This window comes from Microbacterium sp. CFBP9023 (assembly GCF_034045055.1).
In the GTDB taxonomy this organism is placed as follows: Bacteria; Actinomycetota; Actinomycetes; order Actinomycetales; family Microbacteriaceae; genus Microbacterium.
The window spans coordinates 526,771-547,823 of sequence record NZ_JAXCWI010000002.1; the positions used below are offsets into that span (position 1 = coordinate 526,771).

21 protein-coding genes and 1 tRNA gene are annotated in these 21,053 nt (G+C 69.7%); 9 read left to right on the forward strand and 13 right to left on the reverse strand.

Annotation, left to right across the window (positions count from 1 at the left end):
• Positions 1-15: 15 nt before the first annotated feature.
• Positions 16-669: a DsbA family protein gene (locus SOM10_RS13070; RefSeq protein WP_320490398.1), complete on the forward strand. Its 654-nt coding sequence runs from the start codon at positions 16-18 to the stop codon at positions 667-669.
• 15 nt (positions 670-684) lie between these two features.
• Here SOM10_RS13070 and SOM10_RS13075 read toward each other — a convergent pair whose 3' ends face one another.
• Complete coding sequence (locus SOM10_RS13075) at positions 685-1,086, reverse strand: MerR family transcriptional regulator (RefSeq protein ID WP_056279678.1); 402 nt, start codon at positions 1,084-1,086, stop codon at positions 685-687.
• A gap of 49 nt (positions 1,087-1,135) precedes the next feature.
• Here SOM10_RS13075 and SOM10_RS13080 point away from each other — a divergent pair, with 49 nt between their 5' ends.
• A complete protein-coding gene (locus SOM10_RS13080) occupies positions 1,136-2,125 on the forward strand; it encodes an oxidoreductase (protein ID WP_320490400.1) in 990 nt (329 codons plus the stop codon).
• A gap of 27 nt (positions 2,126-2,152) precedes the next feature.
• Here SOM10_RS13080 and SOM10_RS13085 read toward each other — a convergent pair whose 3' ends face one another.
• Positions 2,153-3,220: a PQQ-dependent sugar dehydrogenase gene (locus SOM10_RS13085; RefSeq protein ID WP_320490402.1), complete on the reverse strand. Its 1,068-nt coding sequence runs from the start codon at positions 3,218-3,220 to the stop codon at positions 2,153-2,155.
• A 100-nt stretch (positions 3,221-3,320) separates the two neighbouring features.
• Between SOM10_RS13085 and SOM10_RS13090 the strand changes: the two genes are divergently transcribed.
• The 3 genes from SOM10_RS13090 (at position 3,321) to SOM10_RS13100 (ending at position 7,167) form a co-directional block, all read left to right on the forward strand.
• Complete coding sequence (locus SOM10_RS13090) at positions 3,321-4,076, forward strand: hypothetical protein (RefSeq protein ID WP_150115106.1); 756 nt, start codon at positions 3,321-3,323, stop codon at positions 4,074-4,076.
• Positions 4,077-4,080: 4 nt separating this feature from the next.
• On the forward strand, positions 4,081-6,156 hold the full coding sequence (locus SOM10_RS13095; protein ID WP_320490405.1) for a DUF2156 domain-containing protein: 2,076 nt from the start codon (positions 4,081-4,083) through the stop codon (positions 6,154-6,156).
• A 63-nt stretch (positions 6,157-6,219) separates the two neighbouring features.
• Positions 6,220-7,167, forward strand: coding sequence for a DUF1214 domain-containing protein (locus SOM10_RS13100; RefSeq protein ID WP_320490406.1), 948 nt, complete (start codon positions 6,220-6,222; stop codon positions 7,165-7,167).
• Positions 7,168-7,188: 21 nt separating this feature from the next.
• On the opposite strand, the gene SOM10_RS13105 is transcribed toward SOM10_RS13100, so the two are convergent.
• From SOM10_RS13105 to SOM10_RS13115, 3 genes are all read right to left on the reverse strand, one after another.
• Positions 7,189-8,280, reverse strand: a complete 1,092-nt coding sequence (locus tag SOM10_RS13105; protein WP_320490407.1) for an ATP-binding protein — start codon at positions 8,278-8,280, stop codon at positions 7,189-7,191.
• A gap of 67 nt (positions 8,281-8,347) precedes the next feature.
• The gene (gene arfB, locus SOM10_RS13110) at positions 8,348-8,785 is read right to left on the reverse strand and encodes an alternative ribosome rescue aminoacyl-tRNA hydrolase ArfB (protein ID WP_320490409.1); all 438 of its coding nucleotides are present in this window, start codon (positions 8,783-8,785) and stop codon (positions 8,348-8,350) included.
• A 34-nt stretch (positions 8,786-8,819) separates the two neighbouring features.
• A complete protein-coding gene (locus SOM10_RS13115) occupies positions 8,820-10,133 on the reverse strand; it encodes an MFS transporter (protein WP_233277235.1) in 1,314 nt (437 codons plus the stop codon).
• A gap of 70 nt (positions 10,134-10,203) precedes the next feature.
• Between SOM10_RS13115 and SOM10_RS13120 the strand changes: the two genes are divergently transcribed.
• Positions 10,204-10,815, forward strand: coding sequence for a TetR/AcrR family transcriptional regulator (locus SOM10_RS13120; RefSeq protein ID WP_285363968.1), 612 nt, complete (start codon positions 10,204-10,206; stop codon positions 10,813-10,815).
• Between the two features lie 17 nt (positions 10,816-10,832).
• Here the strand turns inward: SOM10_RS13120 and SOM10_RS13125 are convergent.
• Positions 10,833-10,908: transfer RNA gene (locus SOM10_RS13125), tRNA-Met, on the reverse strand.
• Between the two features lie 136 nt (positions 10,909-11,044).
• Here SOM10_RS13125 and SOM10_RS13130 point away from each other — a divergent pair.
• Positions 11,045-11,980, forward strand: a complete 936-nt coding sequence (locus tag SOM10_RS13130) for a hypothetical protein (protein WP_320490410.1) — start codon at positions 11,045-11,047, stop codon at positions 11,978-11,980.
• Between the two features lie 34 nt (positions 11,981-12,014).
• Here the strand turns inward: SOM10_RS13130 and SOM10_RS13135 are convergent, their stop codons facing one another.
• The 5 genes from SOM10_RS13135 to SOM10_RS13155 all read right to left on the reverse strand — a co-directional run bounded on the left by SOM10_RS13135 (position 12,015) and on the right by SOM10_RS13155 (position 17,932).
• Positions 12,015-13,406 carry a DUF6716 putative glycosyltransferase gene (locus SOM10_RS13135; protein ID WP_320490411.1) on the reverse strand — a complete coding sequence of 464 codons (1,392 nt, stop codon included), beginning with the start codon at positions 13,404-13,406 and terminating at the stop codon, positions 12,015-12,017.
• On the reverse strand, positions 13,403-14,275 hold the full coding sequence (locus tag SOM10_RS13140) for an N-acetylneuraminate synthase family protein (RefSeq protein ID WP_056279662.1): 873 nt from the start codon (positions 14,273-14,275) through the stop codon (positions 13,403-13,405). Before SOM10_RS13140 ends, SOM10_RS13135 begins: the two co-directional genes overlap by 4 nt.
• A gap of 85 nt (positions 14,276-14,360) precedes the next feature.
• The gene (locus SOM10_RS13145; protein ID WP_414683583.1) at positions 14,361-15,590 is read right to left on the reverse strand and encodes a cytidylyltransferase domain-containing protein; all 1,230 of its coding nucleotides are present in this window, start codon (positions 15,588-15,590) and stop codon (positions 14,361-14,363) included.
• A 6-nt stretch (positions 15,591-15,596) separates the two neighbouring features.
• Positions 15,597-16,955: a polysialyltransferase family glycosyltransferase gene (locus SOM10_RS13150; RefSeq protein WP_320490413.1), complete on the reverse strand. Its 1,359-nt coding sequence runs from the start codon at positions 16,953-16,955 to the stop codon at positions 15,597-15,599.
• Positions 16,952-17,932 (reverse strand): glycosyltransferase family 2 protein, encoded by a 981-nt coding sequence (locus SOM10_RS13155; RefSeq protein ID WP_056279659.1) that lies wholly within the window; start codon positions 17,930-17,932, stop codon positions 16,952-16,954. Before SOM10_RS13155 ends, SOM10_RS13150 begins: the two co-directional genes overlap by 4 nt.
• A 153-nt stretch (positions 17,933-18,085) precedes the next feature.
• Between SOM10_RS13155 and SOM10_RS13160 the strand changes: the two genes are divergently transcribed.
• Entirely contained in the window at positions 18,086-18,979 is an 894-nt protein-coding gene (locus tag SOM10_RS13160; RefSeq protein WP_320490415.1) for a hypothetical protein, read from the forward strand.
• A 39-nt stretch (positions 18,980-19,018) separates the two neighbouring features.
• Positions 19,019-19,303: a DUF4229 domain-containing protein gene (locus SOM10_RS13165; RefSeq protein ID WP_053097557.1), complete on the forward strand. Its 285-nt coding sequence runs from the start codon at positions 19,019-19,021 to the stop codon at positions 19,301-19,303.
• 30 nt (positions 19,304-19,333) lie between these two features.
• Here the strand turns inward: SOM10_RS13165 and SOM10_RS13170 are convergent, their stop codons facing one another.
• Complete coding sequence (locus SOM10_RS13170; protein WP_320490416.1) at positions 19,334-20,311, reverse strand: 1,4-dihydroxy-2-naphthoate polyprenyltransferase; 978 nt, start codon at positions 20,309-20,311, stop codon at positions 19,334-19,336.
• 45 nt (positions 20,312-20,356) lie between these two features.
• Positions 20,357-21,001 (reverse strand): dihydrofolate reductase family protein, encoded by a 645-nt coding sequence (locus SOM10_RS13175; protein WP_320490417.1) that lies wholly within the window; start codon positions 20,999-21,001, stop codon positions 20,357-20,359.
• Positions 21,002-21,053: the final 52 nt, after the last annotated feature.

Below are 21,053 nucleotides of genomic sequence, written 5' to 3' on the forward strand. Positions count from 1 at the left end.
CCGTTGGAGAACCCCATGAAGACCCCTGTCAAGGTGGCCCTGATCACCGTTGCCGCCGCGATCGTCCTCGCGATCGTCGGCGTCGCCTACGCCCTGTCGCAGCGCCCCGCAGAACCCCTGTCGCCCGAGGGCGAGAAGCGGCAGACCGTCCGCACCGACTCGCACGTCCTCGACGACGGAGGACCGGACGCCGTCACCGTCGTCGAGTTCCTCGACTTCGAATGCGAGGCCTGCGGAGCGTTCTATCCGATCGTCGAAGACCTGCGCGAGAAGTATTCGGGCGAGATCACCTACGTCGTGCGGTACTTCCCTCTGCCCGGTCACATCAACTCGACGCAGGCCGCTCTCGCCGCCGAAGCCGCGGCACAGCAGGACCGCTTCGAGGACATGTACCACCGCCTCTTCGAGACGCAGGCCCAGTGGGGCGAGAAGTCCGAGGAGACGCCCGAGGTGTTCCGGGGAATCGCGGCCGAGCTCGGACTCGACATGGCCGCCTACGATGCGGCGATCACCGACCCGGCGACGCTCGATCGCGTGCAGGCCGACAGGAGCGACGGCGAGCGGCTCGGAGCGCGCAGCACCCCCAGCTTCTTCATCGACGGCGAGCCCGTGGTGCTGGAGGCGTGGGGGGACCTCGAAGCGGCTCTGGAGAAGGCCGTGGAGCAGTAGCCCGCAGAGCCGTCGTCAGAGGAGTCCTCGGGCGAGGAGCGCCTCCTGGTACGCGCCCGCCTTCGCGCTGACGACCTGACGGCAGGCGATCAGCGTCTCGATCTGCGCGTCGAGAGAGCGCTCGTGCGCGCGCAGCAGGGCGAGACGCTCGGCCTCGTTGCCGCTGCCGGCGCGCACCAGGGCGGCGTACTCACGCAGCAGGGCGATGGGGGCGCCGGATTCGCGCAGTCGCGCCAGCAGCGCGAGCCACGCGAGCGAGTCGTGCGCGTAGACCCTCCGACCGCCGGGGGTGCGCGGCACGTCGCGAGGGAAGAGCCCTTCTGCCTCGTACCAGCGCAGCGTGTGCACGCTCACGCCGGCCAGACGGGCGAGCTCGCCGATGCTGAACGTGCGCGTCGTGTCGATCACATCCTCCACGAGGACTCCTCCTTGACTTCGAGTGCACTCTAGATCGTACGGTCGGAGCATGACAGATGCACTCCCCCCTCTCGACATGATCGCCCGTCAGCAGCCCCTCGCCTCGGAGTTCGGCTACCGCTCCACTGCGGCCGAGGTGATCGCCGGGGTCGACCTCTCGGGCAAGACCGCGATCGTCTCGGGCGGATACTCGGGACTCGGACTCGAGACGGTGCGTGCGCTCGCGAATGCCGGAGTGCGCGTGATCGTGCCTGCGCGTCGCCTCGACGCCGCCGAGGAGGCGCTCGCAGGGATCGACGCGGTCGACGTCCGCAGCGCCGACCTCGGCGACCTCGACTCGGTGGCAGCGTTCACCGAGACCGTCCGTCGCGACGGACGCCCGATCGATCTCGTGCTCGATGTCGCCGGCATCATGGCCACCCCGTTCGGTCACACCGCGCAGGGCTTCGAGTCGCAGTTCGGCACCAACCACCTCGGCCACTTCGCCCTGGTCAACGGAGTGGCCGAACTGCTGCCGGAGGGCGCTCGCGTCGTCTCCTACTCCTCGGGAGGGCACTTCCGCTCCCCCGTGCGATTCGAGGACATCGACTTCGAGACGACGCCCTACGACCCGTGGGTCGCCTACGGGCAGTCGAAGACGGCGAACGCGCTGTTCGCCGTCGGGCTGGCCCGTCGTGGCGCGGCCCGCGGCATCCTCGCCTTCTCGGTGCACCCGGGCGGGATCATGACCGACCTGCAGCGGCACGTGCCCCGCGAGGAGCTGATCTCGCGCGGATGGATCGACGAGGACGGAACGCCGAACCCGCGCTTCAAGACGCCGGCAGAGGGAGCGTCGACGGGTCTCTGGGCCGCGACGGCTCCCGAGCTGGCCGATCTCAGCGGCGCGTACTGCGAGGACTGCTCGATCAAGGGCATCGTCCCGCCCGAGCACACGGACATGACGACCGGCGGCGTGAAGCACTGGGCGATCGATCCCGAGGCCGCCGAGCGGCTGTGGGCGCTCTCGGTCACCGCGACGGGAGTCGACGGCTTCGCCTGAGCGGCGGCCCGCGTCGGGCTGCTGCCGTCAGTCGGCGGCGAGACGGAGGATGCGGTCGTCGCCGGGCGAGGGGCTTCCGCGTCCGTCGGTAGTGTTCGTGAGCACCCAGAGCATGCCGTCCGGTCCGGCGACGACGTCGCGCAGCCGGCCGAGCTCCCCGACGAACCGCTCGGTGCCGGAGGTCAGGTCATCGAGTGGCACGACGCGCAGCCGCTCGCCGCGGAGCGTGGCGATCACGATGTCCGCGCCGACGACAGCGATGCCGCTCGGGCTCGCCTCGTCGGGCCTCCACTGCTGCACGGGATCGATGTGCTCGTCGTCATCGGCGATCCCCTCGACCTCGGGCCAGCCGTAGTCGCCGCCGGCCTCGATGACGTTGAGCTCGTCCCAGGTGTCCTGTCCGAACTCGCTCGCATACATCGTGCCCTCGGCATCCCAGGCGATGCCCTGCGGATTGCGGTGTCCGTAGCTGTAGACGGGCGACTGATCGAACGGGTTGTCGGGGGGCACCTCACCCGCGGGAGTGAGGCGCAGGATCTTGCCCGACAGCGCGTCGAGATCCTGCGCACTGTCGCGGTCGCCGGCATCGCCCGTCGTGACGTAGAGCATCCCGTCAGGTCCGAACGCGATGCGCCCGCCGTTGTGATTTCCCGCGGCGGGGATGCCGTCGACCACAGTGGTGGCGGGTCCGAGCGACAGCGCACCGGCGTCTCCGACGATCGGCCGCCGCTCGACCCGGTTCTCGTCGTCGGCGGTGACGTACGTGTAGAGCTCGCCGTCGTGCACCGCGAGCCCGAGCAGGCCTCCCTCGCCACCCGGCGAGACCCCGTCGATCACGTCGACCTCGCGCGCCTCGCCGTCCTCGGCGATCTCGAGCACGCGGGCGGTGTCGCGCTCGCTCACCAGGGGCACGTCGCCGTGGAATGCGATCGACCAGGGGGCGTTGAGATCCTCCGTGAACGACTCCGCCCCCGACGCCGACGTCGACGTCGGCTGCGCCACACAGGCAGCGAGCAGGGCGACGCTCGCCGTGATCGACGCGATGGATGCGCGCCGACGTGTCGTCGAGGAGCGATCGGATCGGTGCGCGGGCATGACTCCATCCAACGCGGAATCGACGCCGAGCGACAGCGTCGATCTGGTGCGCGCCGATGAACCCATTACGGAGAGTCGGATGCAGGAGCACAATACCGATATGAACGAGGGCGCTTCCGTGGAGCAGCCCGTGCCTGCGGAGGGGCCGGCAGGGCCGCACGACGATGTCGCGCCGCCACGGACGAGCGGGGAGTCGGATGCGGTGCTGGGCCGCCGTGCGCAGCTTCTCGCCACCGAGCACTGGGGGCTTCTCGCCGCCCGCAGCACCGCGCAGAGCGAGGTGCTGTCGCGCATCACGATCTTCCTGACCCTCGTCTCCGCCGGACTCGTGACCATCGGACTGCTGGGGCAGGCGTCGGACTTCGGCGGGTGGTTCGGCGGCGCGTCACTCGCGATCCTCGCGTTCCTCGCGGTCATCGGCTTCATGACCCAAGTGCGCGTGATGAACGTGTCGGAGGAGGACATGATGTACGTCGTCGCGATGAACCGCATCCGCGGCGCGTACGTCGACCTGGATCCGGAGGTCGCCGATGTCTTCCTCGCCTCGCCGCACGACGATGAACCGGGGATGAAGCGCACGTACTCGTTCCTCCGTCCCCGTCGCCTGAGCATCCTGCTCGGCAGCTCGGTCATGCTGCTGATCGTCGTGAACGCCTGCGTCGTGGGGATGCTCGTCGGCTCGGCCGTGATCGCGGGTGGCGGCGCTTTCGCCGGGGCGATCGCGCTCGGCATCGTCGCCGGACTGGTGCTCGCCGCCGGCTTCATGACGTTCGGCGGCGTCGGCTACCGCTGGGCGTGGAGCCATCACGCGCCACGACGTTCCACTCCGGAAGGCGACGGTCGGTCGCTACGCTGAGCGCATGACCGAGGCGCGAACCCCCACATCGCATCCCGTCGCCGCCGTACTGCGGCGCATTCCTGCCACCCTCACGATGGTGGCTGTGATCCTCGCCGTCGGCGTGATCTGGCAGGGCCTGTGGACCCCGTTCGAGAAGACCGACCTGTTCGGCACCGTCGCATACGGCCTGCCCAACCTCGCGCAGGGGATGTGGTGGACGCCGCTCACCGGCACGTTCTTCGTCAACGAGCCGTGGGTGTACCTGTTCACGATCTCGGGATTCTGGGGCATGGCGTATCTCGAATACCGACGTGGCACCAGGGTCGCCCTCGCGTACTACTGGGTCGGACAGCTCTTCGCGATCCTCGCCACCGCGCTCGTCCTGTTCGTCGCCTCGCAACTGCCCTGGGCCTGGGCTCAGGAGCAGGCCCAGGCGCTCGATGTCGGCGCCTCCGGCGGCACCATGGCGTGCATCGCCGCCGCGATCGGGCTCTTCCGCCCGCCATGGCGAGTGCGCGGCTGGCTCGTGCTGCTCGGTTTCGTGTTCATCGCGATGCTGTTCTGGGGTGCGGTCGCCGATCTCGAGCACTTGCTCGCGGTGCTGCTCATCCTCGTCGTCGACCGCACCCTGCGTGTGCAGCGGACCACGGTGCGAGAGCAGCGTCTGATCGCCGTGATCTCGCTCATGGTGCTCGGAGCGGTCGAGATCATCACGACTCTCGTCGCCACCGACGGCCCGTTCGGCCCGACCGAGCCCGCGTCGGGAGGGTTCATCGACCTCGCGCTCGACCTCGTCGTCATCGTGGTGCTCGTGAACGGACTCCTGCGCGGTCGTCGCTGGGCGTGGGTTCTCGTGATGCTGCTCGGTCTCTTCAACATCCTGGTCGCAGCGCTGGTCCTCATCCTCATCACGGTGTTCTCGCAGGCGCAGATCGATCTGCGGTGGGACGGCGAGACGGAGCTCGCGCTCGCCAACGGCTTCCTCTGGGTGATCCTGCTCGTCTACCTGATCGCCGTGCGCCGCGCGTTCCGGGCGAAGCGCAAGTCTCTCCTCGGCATCCAGCCCGCCCCCACGGTCGACGACGTGAAGACCGAGCTGCGCGCGCACGGCGGGGGCACCCTGTCGTGGATGACGACCTGGGAGGGCAACAGCTACGCCCGCAGCGATGCCGGGATCGTCGCCTACCAGCGACGGGCCGGTGTGGCGCTCGCGCTCGCGGATCCGATCGGAGCGCCCGCATCCCGCGCAGTCGCCGTCACAGAGTTCATCCGCACGGCGGAGCTGGCAGGCCTCGTCCCGTGCTTCTTCAGCGCAGACGACGCCACCCGGGCCGCCGTGCCCGCCGGCTGGCGCAGCCTGGTCGTCGCCGACGACACCATCGTCGACCTGCCGGGTCTGGAGTTCACCGGCAAGCGCTGGAACTCGGTGCGCAGCTCGCTCAATCGGGCGGGGCGCGAGGAGATGACCTTCCGGATGACGCGCCTGGCGGACGAATCGTGGGGCGTACGGCAGCAGCTGCGGGCGATCTCCGAGGCATGGGTCGGTGACAAGGATCTGCCCGAGATGCGGTTCACTCTCGGCACGCTGGATGAGGCGGAGGACCGCGAGGTGCGACTCGCTCTCGCGATCGCCCCGAACGGTGACGTCGACGGCTTCCTCTCGTGGCTGCCGGTCTATGGCGAAGGCGGCGTCGTGCGCGGCTGGACGCTCGACCTGATGCGCCGCCGCGACGGCGGCTTCGCACCCGTCATGGAGTACCTCATCGGTTCGTCCGCGAAGCAGTTCTCCGAGGAGGGTGCCGAGATCATGTCGCTCTCGGGTGCTCCGCTCGCGCACGACTATCCGCCGGACGCGGGCATCATCGCCGTCCTCAGCGAACGCCTCGCCGAAGCGCTCGAGCCCGTGTACGGCTTCGGCTCGCTGCACCGCTTCAAGCAGAAGTTCCACCCGCGGTACGAGACCATGTATCTGCTCTTCCGCGACGAGAGCGATCTCGCGGCGATCGGCACAGCGCTCACCCGCGCGTTCCTGCCGGATGCGACGCTGAGGCAGTTCGCGGGAGCGGGGCTGGAGCTGGTGCGCGGCAGCAAGGACTGAGGCCTCACCTTCCTGAGGTGATGATTCCGCGCTCGCCGAGACCGGCAGCGCCAGGATGAAGCCATGACCGACACCTCCGTTCCCGTCACGTTCGCGAACTTCGCCGAGATCGAGACCGCCCGCATGTTCGCCGCGATCGCGGCGTCGGCCGGCGGTTCCAACCGGTGGAACCACTATCGAGTGCCCACGCCGATCGACCAGCAGACCGTGATCAGGATGAATCGCGACACCCTCTACAGCGCTGCGATCATCGACATCTCCGAAGGGGCGACGATCACCGTGCCGGATGCCGGCGACCGGTACGTCTCGGTGATGCTGGTGAACGAGGGCCACTACATCGACCGGGTGCTGCACGACCCCGGCGTCCACTCGCTCTCGGCCGAAGACCTCGGTTCCGATTTCGTGCTCGCGGCCACTCGCATCCTGGTGGATTCCGAGGATCCTGACGATGTCTCGATCGTGAACGCCCTGCAGGACGAACTCGCTGTGAGCTCGACCGGCGCGCGGGAGTTCGCTGCGCCGGCCTACGACGAATCGAGCTTCGCCGAGACCCGCCAGGCGATCCTCACCCTCGCGAAGGGCCTCGGCGGTCTGGAGCGCTGCTTCGGTCGAGCCGAGGACGTCGACCCCGTGCGGCACCTTCTCGGGACCGCAGCCGCCTGGGGCGGTCTGCCCGAGAACGAGGCCTTCTACCTCAACGTCGATCCCCGTCTCCCGGTCGGCGAGTACACGCTGCGGGTCGGCGACGTGCCGGTGGACGGCTTCTGGTCCGTCTCGCTGTACGACGCGGAAGGCTATTTCGCTCCGAACGACGCCGGTGCATACAGCGTCAACAGCGTGACGGGCGTGCGGGATCCGGACGGGTCGATCACCGTGCGCTTCGGCGGCGACCCCGCACTGCCCAACGTGCTTCCCCTCACGCAAGGGTGGAACTACCTGGTGCGTCTCTACCGACCTCGACCCGAAGTGCTGGACGGCACGTGGGCGTTCCCCGCGCTCACGGCGAGCTGATCCCGCACCCGAGGGGTGGCTCTACGGGGTCGAGCGGAGCGGCACCGAGACGTCGCCGCCCGCTTCCTCCGTCAGTCGCTCCCCCATCTGCACGAACGTCGGCTCGGCGATGAACCCCCCGGCGAAGAGGGCCTGACCCTGTGTGAAGGTCTGGGACCTGCGGATCGCCTCCTCCGGCGCGAAGCCGAACACCTCGGCCAGCTCCGCCAGGTCGCGCGGCGCGTTGACGCGCATCAGACCGAGGTTGTCGCACTGCGACAGCACGTTCGGATGGATCTTCGTCGGCCGCTGTGTCGACAGGAACAGCCACAGCCCGAACTTGCGACCCTCGGCGGCGATCTGCACGAGCTGCTCGGTGAGCGCCCGCTCGACCTCGGTGCGCGGGTCGGGAGGGCACAGATTGTGCGCCTCGTCGATCACGATGAGCAGGGGCTTTCGCTCCTCGCGACGAGACCACAGGTGCTCGAGCACCGCGAGGGCTGCGACCTTCGGTTCGGCGGGGTGGTCGAATCCGCCGAGGTCGAGCACCGTCACCCGCGGCCGCTGCTCGATCACGTCGACGACCGACGCCTCGCCGCGGGACCAGAGCTCCCACTCCAGCACCTGCAGGTTCTCCATGCGGTCGGCGAGTCGGTTGCGGGCGTCGTGCCCGCCGTCGCGCAGGTGGGGCACGATGCGATCCGAGCCGAGCAGCCTCGCGTTCTGATCGAGATGGAGGAGGACGTTGTACTCCTCGGCATCCTGGATCGGACTCATCCGCAGCACGGCTGCCTTGGATGCCGGCGACAGATCGATGTAGCGCACGCGCAACGGCTCGCCGTCGACGCGCCCCGAGCGGAACACCCGGATGTCGGAGTCCGCGATGCGCTCGGCGTGATGCGGGGCCGCGGACGGCCGCGTGCTCTGCAGCCGCACGAAGTCGGCGTTCGGGTCGAGGATCAGCATCGGCAGCTCGGTCTCGAGCAGGAGCTGCTCGAGCACGACGCCCAGCGCGTAGGTCTTGCCGCTGCCGCTCTGGCCGCACCAGAAGGTGTGCCGGTTGAAGCGCCGCGGATCGAGGGTGACGGTTCCGAGCCCGCTGTCGAGAGGCGTGCCGATGGTGAGTGCGGTCATGAACTCAGAGTGCCCGCAGAGGGCGGGTGGCGAAAGCGGACCTCACCTTGTCGGTGCGATGCGCGGGTCAGTCGCTCGGGCGCCTGCGCAGCTGCTTGACATCGGTGCGCCGCTGCTTCGCCTTGAGCCGCCGCTCTTTCGACCCTCGACTCGGCTTGGTCGCGCGGCGCTGCGGCGCCGGCGGACGCAGCGCCTCGGCGACGATGCTCGCGAGTCGTTCACGTGCAGCATCACGGTTGCGCAGCTGGGCGCGGTGCTCGGATGCGGCGATGGTCAGCACGCCGTTCACGAGACGCCCGCTCAGCCGATCGAGGAGGCTATCCCGCTGGTGCGGGGTGAGCGCCGTGCTGCCCGCGGCATCCCAGAGGAGTTCGACCCGCGAGTCCGCCGTGTTCACACCCTGTCCGCCGGGGCCCGACGACCGCGAGAAACGCCACGACAGCTCGGCCTCGGGGATCGTGAGACCCGACGAGACCCGCAGACCGGGGCGATGAGGACTGGGCATGTATCCATCATCCCCCGACTGCGGAGCCTGCGTCTCAGCTGCGGGCGTCGGTGACCGCGACCGGGACGTCCCTCGCGTCGGTCTCGACCTCGGCCCCAACATCGTGCGTCCGCGCGTCCTTCTTCGCCGTGTTCGCGATGTGCGCACGGGACACGACGATCACGGCGACGATCATCAGCGCGACGCCGAGCCAGTAGGGAGCCGCATGGCTGACCGTGACATAGAGCGCACCGGCGATCAGAGGGGCCGCCGTGTTCATCGCGGCGTTGAGCGACTGCGTCGCTCCGCCCAGCCAGCCCTGCTCGTCGTCGCCGACCGCGTTCGACATGGCTCCGTCCATCGCCGCGGTCGAGGCGCCCTGCCCTGCGGCGAGCATCAGCGCACCGACGATGAACACCCACGGCTGCGCGAAGATCGACGCGACGACAGCGAGCCCGGCCAGTCCGATCGCCTGCGCCACGATGCCGCTGATGATCACGCCGCGCTCGCCGATGCGAGGAAGCAGGATGCCGAGCAGCACGCCCTGGATGAGGATGTCGATGATGCCGACGCCTGCCGTGAGCAGACCGATCTGCGTCGGCCCCCACTGGATCGAGTCCAGCGCGAGCACGCTGAAGTTGTTGACGAAGAAGCCGAACGGGAGCGCCAGGAGGCCGAATCCGATCATCAGACCACGCAGCTCCTTGCGTCCGAACGCTTCCTTGAAGACGCCGAACGGCTGGATCTCGCGCACCGAGATGCGCTCGATCCGGTTCTCGGGCGCGAGGCTCTCGGGCAGCAGGAAGATGCTGAGGATCGCGATCACGAGGGCGACGGCTGCGGTGAGGAAGACCGGCAGCTGCAGGCTGACGGCCGCGAGCAGTCCGCCGATCGCGGGTCCGATCATCATGCCGATTCCCGAGAGCGCACCGAGCAGACCGAACCGCTGAGCGCGCTTCTCGGGCGGCGTGATGTCGGCGAGGTAGGCGAAGAGGGCCGGAAGGTCGCCGGCGGTCAGTCCCTGGATGACACGCGCGAGCACGAGCACCCAGATCGCTCCCCCGATGCCGAACAGCGCCATGGCGAACGCCGCTCCGAAGGCGGCGGCGATGATCACCGGTCGTCGCCCGAAGCGGTCGGACAGGCGACCGAGGAAGGGGGCGACCAGGAAGGCGCACAGGCCGTTGATCGCTTCGAGGATGCCGACCCAGATGGCGAGGTCGCCTTCGTGCGACACGTACTGCAGCACGACGAACGGCAGGACGGGAAGCACGACGGTCATACCGACGACGGTGAGCATCGTCAGCACGATGAGCATGGTCCAGGCGCGCTTGTCGCTGCGCGCGAGCGATGTGTTTAGTGAAGTCACTCCGAAACTGTATCAATACCAGTTTTGTTGTCAAGCCAGTTTCGGATCGGGTTCGCGATATCGTGGACGCATGACGAACGTTGAGCCGATCGGTCGCCGCGAGCGCAAGAAGGCCGCGACGCGCAAGAACATCTCCGATGTCGCGACGATGATGTTCCTCGAGCGCGGGTTCGACAACGTCAGCATCCGCGAGGTCGCGGACGCGGCCGACGTCTCCCCGACGACGGTGTTCGCGCACTTTCCGCAGAAGGAGGCGCTCGTCTTCGACGAGGACGACGAGCAGCGAGACCGGCTCGTCTCCGCCGTTCGCGACCGCGCCCCGGGCGTCACCATCAACCGCGCGATCCACGACTTCTATACGGCCGAGGTGCACGCGAACCTCGCCGAGCACGGCGCGGAGGTGTCGCAGGTCTTCTCGCGGTTCCTCAACGAGACACCGGCGCTGCGTGAGTACGCCGCCCGGATGTGGCTGCGACACGAGGACGCGCTCGCGGATGCGATCGCGGTCGAACTGGGACTGACCCTGGCCACCCCGGAGATCCGCGTGTACTCGCGGTTCGTGCTGCAGATGCAGCTGCTCGTCAACGAGAGCGACGACCAGCTCGGGATCCTCGCCGCCGGATTCACCGTGCTCGAGAACGGATGGGCGCCGGTCGAAGCGCGGATCACCGGCGAGGACTGACTGCGTCACCGGTGAAGTGGACGCGACGGCGGGAGTCGAACCCGCAACGCCATCAGGTATGAGCTGAGGCCCGGGACCGCCCGGATCGCCGCGATGGGAATGACGCTACCCGGCCCCGACCGGGAAGACCAGGAACGTTGCGGGGATTGACAGAGTGAGTCCGCGCATGACAAGGGCCGTCGCGGGGCGTCACACGTCGGCGTCGGCCCGGCGGTGTACCGTCACGATCATGGCAGCCGCAGACGCCCTCGTCACGACCGGACAGAAGACGCATCGCTACCTGCGTCTGGCGCTGGTTCTCATCGTCGTCGCGCTGATCTTCGCTGTCGTGCTGCAGAGCATCGTCGTGTCGTGGACACCCCTGATCTTCGGCTGGAACCCGCTGCCCTCGATCAGCCACGCCTTCTACACACCGGTCCGCGACGTCTTCGTCGGCACCCTGATCGCGGCATCCGTGGCCCTGCTCGCGCTCTCGGGACGCAGTCGCGCGACGACCCTGCTCGACGTGTGCGCGGTGTTCGCGCCGCTCATCGCGATCGTTCCCGTGGGCATCGCCGATCCGCGCGCGGTCGACCGGATGCCGTGCCCGACGGCGCAGGAGTGCATCCCCGTCGACGCCGTCGCAAGCGCGAAAGCGGGAATCGCCGTCTACGCCGTGGTGGTCGTGGCGGTCGTGGTGACGATGGCGCTGATCCGTCGCCGCACCCGCACCCCGAATCGCTCGGCGATGCTCGTCTCGATCATCGCGCTCGTGACCGCGGTCGTGGTCGTGGCGCTCGGATTCGCTCCGGCGGTCAACGAGCACTTCCCGTTCAACTTCTGGCCGGTCAACAGCATCCACTTCGCAGCGACCCTGTTGTTCTTCGGAGTGTTCGCAGCCGTCCCGATCCTCTACGCGGGAGGGCCGCTCGACCCGGACGAGACGCCGCCCACGCCCCGACAGCGCACGATCTATCGGTGGATCTCGGGGCTGATGATCGCCGACCTCGTGCTGCTGGTGGTGGCTCTGCTCTTCCGTCAGGCCTTCGGTGAGACTCCGGTCGTGCTGATCGGCGAGGCCGTCGCGCTGATCCTGTTCGCCACGTTCTGGTGGGTGCAGACCTTCCAGCGGTGGAACGACCCGAACCCGCCGTCGATCGCCGCGCCTCGACCGTCCGCCGCGTGAGGGCACTCAGCCGTGGGAGGGGTCGGCAGCGCCCTCAGCGCCGGATCGAGTCGTGGAAGGGGTTCGGCTCGAGCGTGAAATCGGTCGACGCGTCGGCCCAGGTGCCGCTGCCCACCGACGATCGACCCCGCCGCAGAGCGCCGAGCAGCGCCGTGGCGGGCACGCCGACGGCGAGCGCCGCGGTTCCGCGGATTGTGCGGTCGTTCGACCCGAGCACACTCGCGCGATGCCACGCCTCGTGCATCGCGCCACCGCGGGCCGCCGGCACGCGCTTCGCCGGGAGTCCCCCGGCGCGGCGCAGCGCGACGAGCTGTTCGACGTGCTCCCACCAGGTCGACTCGGCCGAGGGGTGGAAGTAGTTGTCACGCAGCCAGACGGGGTGCGGATGCCGGAAGCGCCCGGCCACGACCTCACTGCGCCCGCCCAGCAGACCGCTGCCGACGAACACCGTGTTCAACAGGCTCTTGCTCACTCCGAACGAGTCGAGGGCGATCACGGGCACCCCCTGCGCCACCGCCTCGACCGCCGCGGTGGAGCTGACCGTGACGAGTCCGGCCGCCGTCGACAGCGCCTGTGCCATGGATCCGTACGAGACGACGAGGTTCTCCGGACGCCTCGCAGGGAGCAGATCGAGGTACGCGTCGCGTTCGAGATGCGTCTCCGACTCACCGGGCCGCGACCGCAGCTTGACCACCACACGGCGGTTCGGGTCCGCTTCGGCCGCGCGCACGAGGGTGGCCGCGATCTCGGCCCGCTCCTCCCGGTCGGTGGGCACGAGGGCCTGGGCCGCGAACACGATGTCGGTCGCCGGCATCCGCACCGCCCGGGGCTCGGCCGGCCTCTCGGCGACGAGGGTTCCGGACGATCCTCCGGACTCGGCCGCGATCACCCGTGCCCGATCAGCCGCCACCATCCGCGATCGGGATCTCGCGAACGGCAGGGTCGCGAGCGCCGTCGGCACCTGCACGCCGATCCGGCGACCGAGCTCGGCGAACGCGCGCTCCTCCCGATGCGAGTGCACGACGAGCAGATCGGCGTTCCGCCGGTACTCGAGGGCACCGCGCTGCGCGGGAACGGCCATGCCCGGAAGTCCGGCGACGACGACCGGTCGCACGGTGAGCCCGTCGACGACCCGGCCCAACAGGCGCACGAACGGGCCGCGGCCGGCGAGCAGCACGACGTCAGGACGCTGCCCCTCGAGCCAGGCGCTCACGCGCGCGAAGGACAGGCGGGTCACATCGTCGGACAGCATCCCCGTGCCCGCCAGCGCACTCCGCTGCTGGTCGAGGCTGGCGGTCAGCGGCGTCTGCACGAGCAGCAGGTGCGGACGGATGCCGGGCACGCTGCCGAGCAGCGACGCCGACCATTTCACGAACGAGTCGGCGTCGGCGATCGCGACGACCCGCAGCGAGCCGGATCCGCTCATGCCGGGATGCGGCGCAGCTTGGCCATCGGCGCCCGCTCACTGTCGAACACGCGCTTGACGCCGTCGCCCAGAGCCATCTCGATCACGCGGATGTCGCGCACGAGGTGCTCGAGTCCGGTGGGTTCGAGGGATGCCGCATGGTCGGAGCCCCACATCGTGCGGTCGAGCGTGATGTGGCGCTCGACGGCCACCGCTCCGATCGCAACGGCGGCGAGCGAGATCTGCAGCCCCCGCTCGTGGCCCGAGTATCCGACCGGAACACCGGGGTAGCGGTCGCGCAGGGTGGCGATCGCGCGCAGGTTGGCCTCTTCGGGCTCGAGCGGATACGTCGAGGTGGCGTGCATCAGCACCACCCGGTCGGTGCCGAGGGTCGTGAGGGCGCGGTCGATCTGCTCGATCGTCGACATGCCGGTCGAGAGAATGACGGGCTTGCCGGTCTCGCGCAGCGCGACGAGCAGCTCGGTGTCGGTCAGGCTCGCGGAGGCGACCTTGTGCGCCACGACATTGAGGTCTTCGAGGAAGGCGACGCTCGGCACGTCCCACGGCGACGCGAACCAGTCGAGCCCGAGCATCGTGGCGTGATCGCCGATCGCGATGTACTCGTCACGGCCGAACTCGACGCGGCGGCGGTAGTCGAGGTAGCTCATGGTGCCCCACGGCGTCTCGCGCGGAACATCGCGCATGTGCTCGGGGGTGGAGATCTCGGGGGTGCGCTTCTGGAACTTCACGGCGTCGGCTCCCGCCTTCGCCGCGACGTCGATCAGGCGCTTGGCGAGGTCGACGTCGCCGTTGTGGTTGAGGCCGATCTCCGCAATGACATAGGCGGGGTGACCGCCGCCGATCACGCGTGAGCCGATGCTGACAGTCATGGTTCCTCCGGTCGTCGAAATGGCCTTCTCTCCTGAGTACGCGCCGGGGGTGAACGCCGAACGACAGGAGGGTTACCGGCACCGGTCAGGCGGGCAACACCCGTTCGATCAGCTCGCGGACGGCGCCGTGGCCGCCCCGGCGCGTCAGCACGACCCTGGCGGCCTCGAGCACCAGCGGATGCGCGTCGGCCACCGCCACCGGCCAGCCGACGATGCGCAGCGCCGGCAGGTCGTTCACGTCGTTGCCCAGGTACGCGATGTCGGCCAGCGCGATGCCGACCTCCTCTGCCCACCCGCGCAGCGCGGACTCCTTGTCGTCGATGCCGTGCAGCACCGGAACGCGCAGCTTGTCGGCCCGAGCCCGCACCACCGCGTTGACCTCGGTGGAGAGGATCAGCATCGGGATGCCGGCCCGCCGCAGCAGCGACACCCCCATGCCGTCTTCCCGGCTCACCCGCACCCGTTCGATGCCGTCGGCGTCGACCGTCGCCGTGTCGTCGGTGTGCACGCCGTCGAAGTCGGTCACGATCGCTCGCACCGGCACCCGGTCCGGGCTCTCGTGAAGGGCGGCGAGCGCTCGGGCGATGCGGAGCTGCTGCTCGTCGTCGATCTCGATCGCCGTCCATTCGGGCACCTCGGCGATGCGGATGCGGCCGAAGAAGCGGTGCTCCGCCTCACGGAAGCCCTCAGCGCGGAAGACGTAGAACGCGCCCGTCTCGAGGTAGTGCGGCTCGCGATCCTGGCGACGCGGGCGACGCGCGGCGTCGTGGTTGAGTGCGACGGCTGCGTCGGCATCCGCGCTGCGTGCCCAGAGGAAAGCGTAGGTCTCATGGGCCGCGAACACGCTGTCCGCCCGACGCTCGCTCACCTCGCGCACGGCACGAGACAGGGCCTCGCGCGGGATGAACGGCGATGTCGCCTGCAGGAAGGCCACCACGTCAGCCCGGTCTCCCCCGGCGGCGAGCTCGTCGAGAGCATGCAGGATGGCCGACTCCGACGACGCCGTGTCGCCGGAGATCGCGGTCGGTCGCCGCACGACTCGCGCCCCGGCCGCCTCGCTCACCGCCGCGATCTCGTCGTCGTCGGTCGACACCACCACGAGGTCGATGCCCTCGGCCTCCAGCGCCGTGCGCACGGCGCGTTCGATGAGAGGCACACCGCCCACACGGCGCAGGTTCTTGCGCGGCACGCCCTTCGACCCGCCACGTGCCGGGATGATCGCGACGACCCTGCCGACATCCGTCCTCTGCTGCTGCTGCTGCTGCTGCTGCTGCTCGATCATGCCGCTCGTCCCCTCGCCGTCATCGCCCGTCATCGTCCGTCATCGCCCTCTGAGCACGCGCCAGGCACGCGAGAGTCTGCGCCGCGCGGCGAGCACGGTGAGCCGCACCTGCTCGACTCGACCGATGCCGCCCACCGGGCGCAGCACGCGACGGATCGCCGTCTCGCGCGGCGCCCCGGGCAACCGCAGTTCGATCAGCCTCTCGGGCGCGAAGTAGCGATCGCGATCGGACGGGCGGATGCCGGAGAGCAGCTGCTCGGCACGATCGCGGAGGTGTGCGGCGACGACGGGCTGCATGACGTAGCCGACCGCGTCGATCAGGAGCTGCATGCGCGCCGGATCGCGATACGGGGAGTCCGGCCTGGTCAGCGCGTCCACGATCGTCGCAGGCACCCGGTTGCTGTTCTCGTACGGGGTCAGACGTGCGAGCACGGTGTCGGTGCCCACCGCCTCGATCTCTCGACCGAACAGGGTCTGGACGGTCGGCAGCGCCGTCGAGAACCCGGCGATGACGGCCCTGGCATCGACCCGCTCGGCCAGCGCCTCTGCGGCGAGCGCGCCGCGGTACTCGCGGAAGTCGATGCCGTGGACCGCTGCTCGGTCGCGCAGCGCGTCGCTGAGCTGAGGCGGCGCCGACGGGTGCGGCTTGAAGACGATGTGCTGTGGTCGCCGGCCGGCCGCACGATCGATCATCTCCTTCTGCAGCGCGATCTCCTCGCGCTCGCCGACCAGGCCGAGGGCGGACAGGTACTGGCCGAGGACGAGCACTGTCGGCTCTCCGTCGAGCGCGCTCTCGAGCTCCGCCGTGTCGTCGACCGCCTCGGCGGTCTCGGCGAGCACCGCCCGGAACAGATCGGGTGAGACCGGCACCGGCGTCGCGACGGGCGAACCCACCAGCGGTGTGACCCCCGGCACCACGTCGACGTGCACGACGCGGCCGATCCGAGCGGTGATCGTGTGCGGCATCCGCACCCGCATCGGCGAGTACGTCATGAGTCCGTCGCCGATGATCGTGAGACGCGCATGAGGGAAGATCTGCATCAGGACGCGCGCCGGGGCGACCTGCGGGCTCTGCACGAGCAGTTCGAGGTCGCCGGGGTCGATCCCCCATGCCCTCGTCAGCAGTCGCCGCAGCAGCGGCAGGTCGGCGGCATCCGGCTTCCAGGAGCTCGGATGCAGCGGACCGAGCAGCGCGTCGAGATCCTCGATCCGGTCGAACCGGTCGCGGAGGCTCGCGAGCGCCGGGTCGGCGACGATGCCCACGGACGTCTCGGGCACCCGCGAGGACACGAACGGCACGAGCACGCGCTCGCCATGCTCGCCGAGCAGCCCGCCGTCGAGCGCGGCGGCGACGGTGGCGAGCCCATAGGCGCTGTGCACCGCGAAGAGCTGGGTCATGCCGCACGTCCGACCGCACGCAGCAGCGGGGCGAGCACTCGGCGACGCGGTCCGTCGAGGCGCGACAGCACGGCCGTCGTCTCACTCTGGGGCAGGCGGGCCAGCAGCCCGCGGAGGCCGGCGCGCATCTCGGCGCGCAGCGACGGCGTCATCCGCCTCGATCGCACCAGGTGCCGGGACGAGAGGGCCATCACGCTCCACACCGCCTTCGGGAGGAAGCGGTCGGCCTCGGCATCCGCCTCGACGATGTCGAGCACCTCGCCCATCGCCCGCACGAAGTCCAGTTGGCGGCGATCGCGCACCTGGGTCAGCGATGTCGACACCCCCCGGCGGTAGAGCAGGGCAGGAGCGTCGACCACCGCGAACGACCGGGCCTGCAGATGCAGACGCCAGATCCACGGACGATCCTCGGCGGTGAACAGGCCGGGTGTGAACCCCGCGATTCCCTCGTCGATCAGGCGACGGTGCAGGATGCCGGCCCACGCGAACGGATAGTCGACCATGGTCGGCTCGTTCTCGGGCAGGATCGCGTCGCGCGGAGAGCCGACCGCCTCGCGCCACGGGTGAGGCGCCGGCACCAGGGTGCGCACGCCGTCCTTCACGGTGACGTGATCGGTGCGGAGCATGTCGCAGCGCAGCTCATGCAGTCGGCGCACCAGCACCGAGAGCCGCCCCGGCTGCATCCAGTCGTCGCCGTCGAGAAAGCAGAACGCGTCGCCGTCGACCCGCTCGAGCCCCTGATTGCGGGCGCTCGCAAGCCCCTTCGGCCGGGCGTTGACGATGACCTCGGCGTGCGGGAAGCGCTCGGCGTAACGTCGCATGAGCATGCCGGTGTCATCACGGGAGCCGTCGTCGATCGCCACCAGCTTGAGCGCGGCGGGATCGTCGAACTGCCGTGTCAGCGTCTCGAGCGTCGTGCCGATGTAGGCGCCTGCGTCCTTGGCGGGCAGGATGACGGTCACGAGCGGTGTGCGCACAGAACTCCCCCGGGTCGACGGTGTCGGAATGCTCTCAGGCGCTCCTTGCCGGTCGGCGGCCTGCGGGTGAACGCGCGGTGACGTGATCTCGGTCGACCCCGGCGTGGCGATGCCGGATTCGCACCGCGCCCGGGGATCGGCGACGATGGGAGCATGCTCTGGCCGTTCGGAACGACGTGGCGCCCGGTGCGGCAGAAGCGCCGCAGCACGGTCGACCTGCGGTGGCTGAGCGCCCGCACCTGGACCCGCCGCTGGTACCCGCAGGGCATCGACCTGGGCCTGTGGCAGGGGCGTCGGACTCTCGCCGTGAGCTGGTTCCGGCAGCAGCTCGACGGACACCATCTGGCATCGCGGGTCGCGTTCGTCGACCTCGAGCGCTCCCGACATCTCGACGTGCTGCTCGCGATCGACGAGGACGGCGAGCTTCAGCCCGCCCGGATCCACGCCGGCGGACTCGCGTGGTTCGACGACCGCCTGTTCGTCGCAGCCACCGGCCGTGGCATCTGGGAGTTCGACCTCGCCGACATCCGGCGCGTCCGCGGCCCGGAGGCGCGACGCCTCGCCGGCGCGCGGGGAAGCGGTCTGCGGGCCACCGCGCTCGTCGCGGTGCGCACCCGCGTGCACCCGCTCGACCTCCGCTGCTCGTACCTCGGCCGCGTCTACGACGACGAGGGAGTGCCCCTGCGGAGGGTGCTCATCGGCGAGTACACCCGCGACGACGAGGGACGCATCGGCGAGTTCTCCGTGCCGGACGGCGATGGCGACGAGTTCCGCGAGATCAGCCGTTTCTCGCCAGGGATCACGCACATGCAGGGCGCCGTCCGCTGGGGCGACCGGCACTTCGTCTCGCAGTCGGATCACATGCGACCCGGCGTCCTGTGGACGGGGAACCGCGATTCGCTGGCACGCGACCGGGTGCCGCTGCCCGTCGGCTGCGAGGACCTCGCGCTCGACCTCGACGAGAAGCTGCTGTGGTCGCTCGGCGAGCACCCGTGGAAGCGCGTCGTGCGCGGCATCCCGTTCCGGACGCTGGGCATCGACGGCTGACACAGCTGACCCCTCAGGTCGCGAACGTAGACTGAGCAGGTGAAGAACCGTGCACCTTTCCTCGTCTACACCGTGCTGCGTCTGCTGGCCTTCCTCGTGCCGCTGGCGATCATGTGGTTCTTCTTCCCGATCTTCCGCGAGTACTGGTGGCTCGCCGCGATCTTCGCCGCGCTCATCGGCGTGAGCATCTCGATGCTGTTCCTGCGCCGGCCGCTCACCGACGCCTCGGCCCGGATCGTCGAGCGCCGCGAAGGCAAGAGCTCCGCCGCGCAGAAGGACGCCGACGTCGAGGACGACGCGATCGACGGCGCCGAGAGGGCCTGACGCACAGCGCCAGCCGGTTCGATCGGCGGCTCAGCCGGCGAGGGCCCAGAAGAACGCACCGGCATAGAGCAGTGCGGTCAGCGATGTCAGCGCCAGGGCCGTGACGAGCTCCTTCGCCTGACGATAGGTCCAGACGATCAGGATGGCCGGGAGCCCGGCGAGCAGCGCGAGCAGCCCGATCCACGCGATCGGGTACAGCAGCGCGATGAACGCGAGGATGCCGAAGGGCACGATCACGAACAGCGTGAAGAGCACCTGGGTCGCGCGCTTGCCGATCAGCACCGTCAGCGTGCGCTTGCCGACCAGGCGATCCTGATCGATGTCGCGCAGGTTGTTGGCGAGCAGCACGGCGCAGGCGAAGAGGCCCGCCGCGACCGCCCCGAGCCACGCCTGCTGGGGCAGTTCGAACGCCTGCACCCACGTCGTGCCGAGCGTCGCGACGAGGCCGAAGAAGATGAAGACGAACAACTCGCCGAGAGCGTTGTACCCGTAGGGCCTCTTGCCGCCGGTGTAGAACCACGCGGCGATGATGCACGCGGCGCCGATGGCCAGCATCCACCACTGCTCGGTGCGGACCACGATCGCGACGCCGACCGCCGCAGCGAGTGCGAAGAAGACCAACGCGGCGACGAGCACGGTGCGGGGCTTCACCCGACCGGATGCCGTCAGGCGGGCCGGGCCGACGCGCACGGCATCGGTGCCCCGGATGCCGTCGCTGTAGTCGTTCGCGAAGTTGACGCCGACCTGCAGCAGCACGGCGACCGCGAGGCACGCGAGCGCGATCACCCAGTGGAACTCCGGACCGGTGCTGCGTGCGGCGCCGGTGCCGATGACGACGGGGGCGACGGCGAGCGGCAGAGTGCGCAGCCGTGCGGCGCCGATCCAGTCGCGGACTGTGACGGGCCCGGCGTCGATGGCGGTCTGGGTCGCCGGATTGCCGCTCGCCCGCTTCGCGGGATTGCCGCTCACACGGGGCTGATTCTTCTTGCGCTTCGAGGATGCTGCCACGCAGGGAATCCTACTGGGGGCGCCGATGGACGCCCCCTCTGCGCCTCAGTCTCGGCGGAAGTTCAGATGGATGACACCGCTCTCGGCCACCTCGGAACGCAGCTCGTAGTCGTTCTCGATGCCGCGCAGTCCGTCCCAGATGCGCTGCCCGCTTCCGATCACGAGCGGGTTGACCGCAAGGTGCAGCCGGTCGACCAGGCCCCTGCGCAGGAACTGCCGCACGACGTCGATGCCGCCGCCGACGCGCACGTCCCGGTCGCCGGCCACCGCTGCAGCCCGGGCGAGCGCCTCCTCCGGGGTCGTCTCGAGGAAGTGGAAGACGGTCCCGTTGGCGAACTCGATCGGCTCGCGCCGTGCATGCGTGAGCACGAAGACCGGCACCTCGAACGGCGGCTCGTCGCCCCACCATCCGCGCCACTCGGTGTCATCGGGGTTCTGGTGCAGACCGAACATCCCGGCACCCATGATCTCGGCGCCGACGCCCTCGAAGTACTCCTGGGCGTATCTCTCGTCGACGCCGGTCGTGCCGGCACCCGACGTGTCGCCGAGCACGCGGCTGCGGAACGTCCGCGTCGCGGTGTACGCCGCGACCAGGCGCGACCAGTCCTCGCCGAACGGATTCTCGGGTGATTGGTCGGTGGTCGTCGCCAATCCGTCGAGGGAGACGTTGAGATCGACGCGGACTGCCATGTGGGCTCCTCGGTGCGGTGTTCTGGGTGTTCTCGGTCGTGCGGTGGCGGGC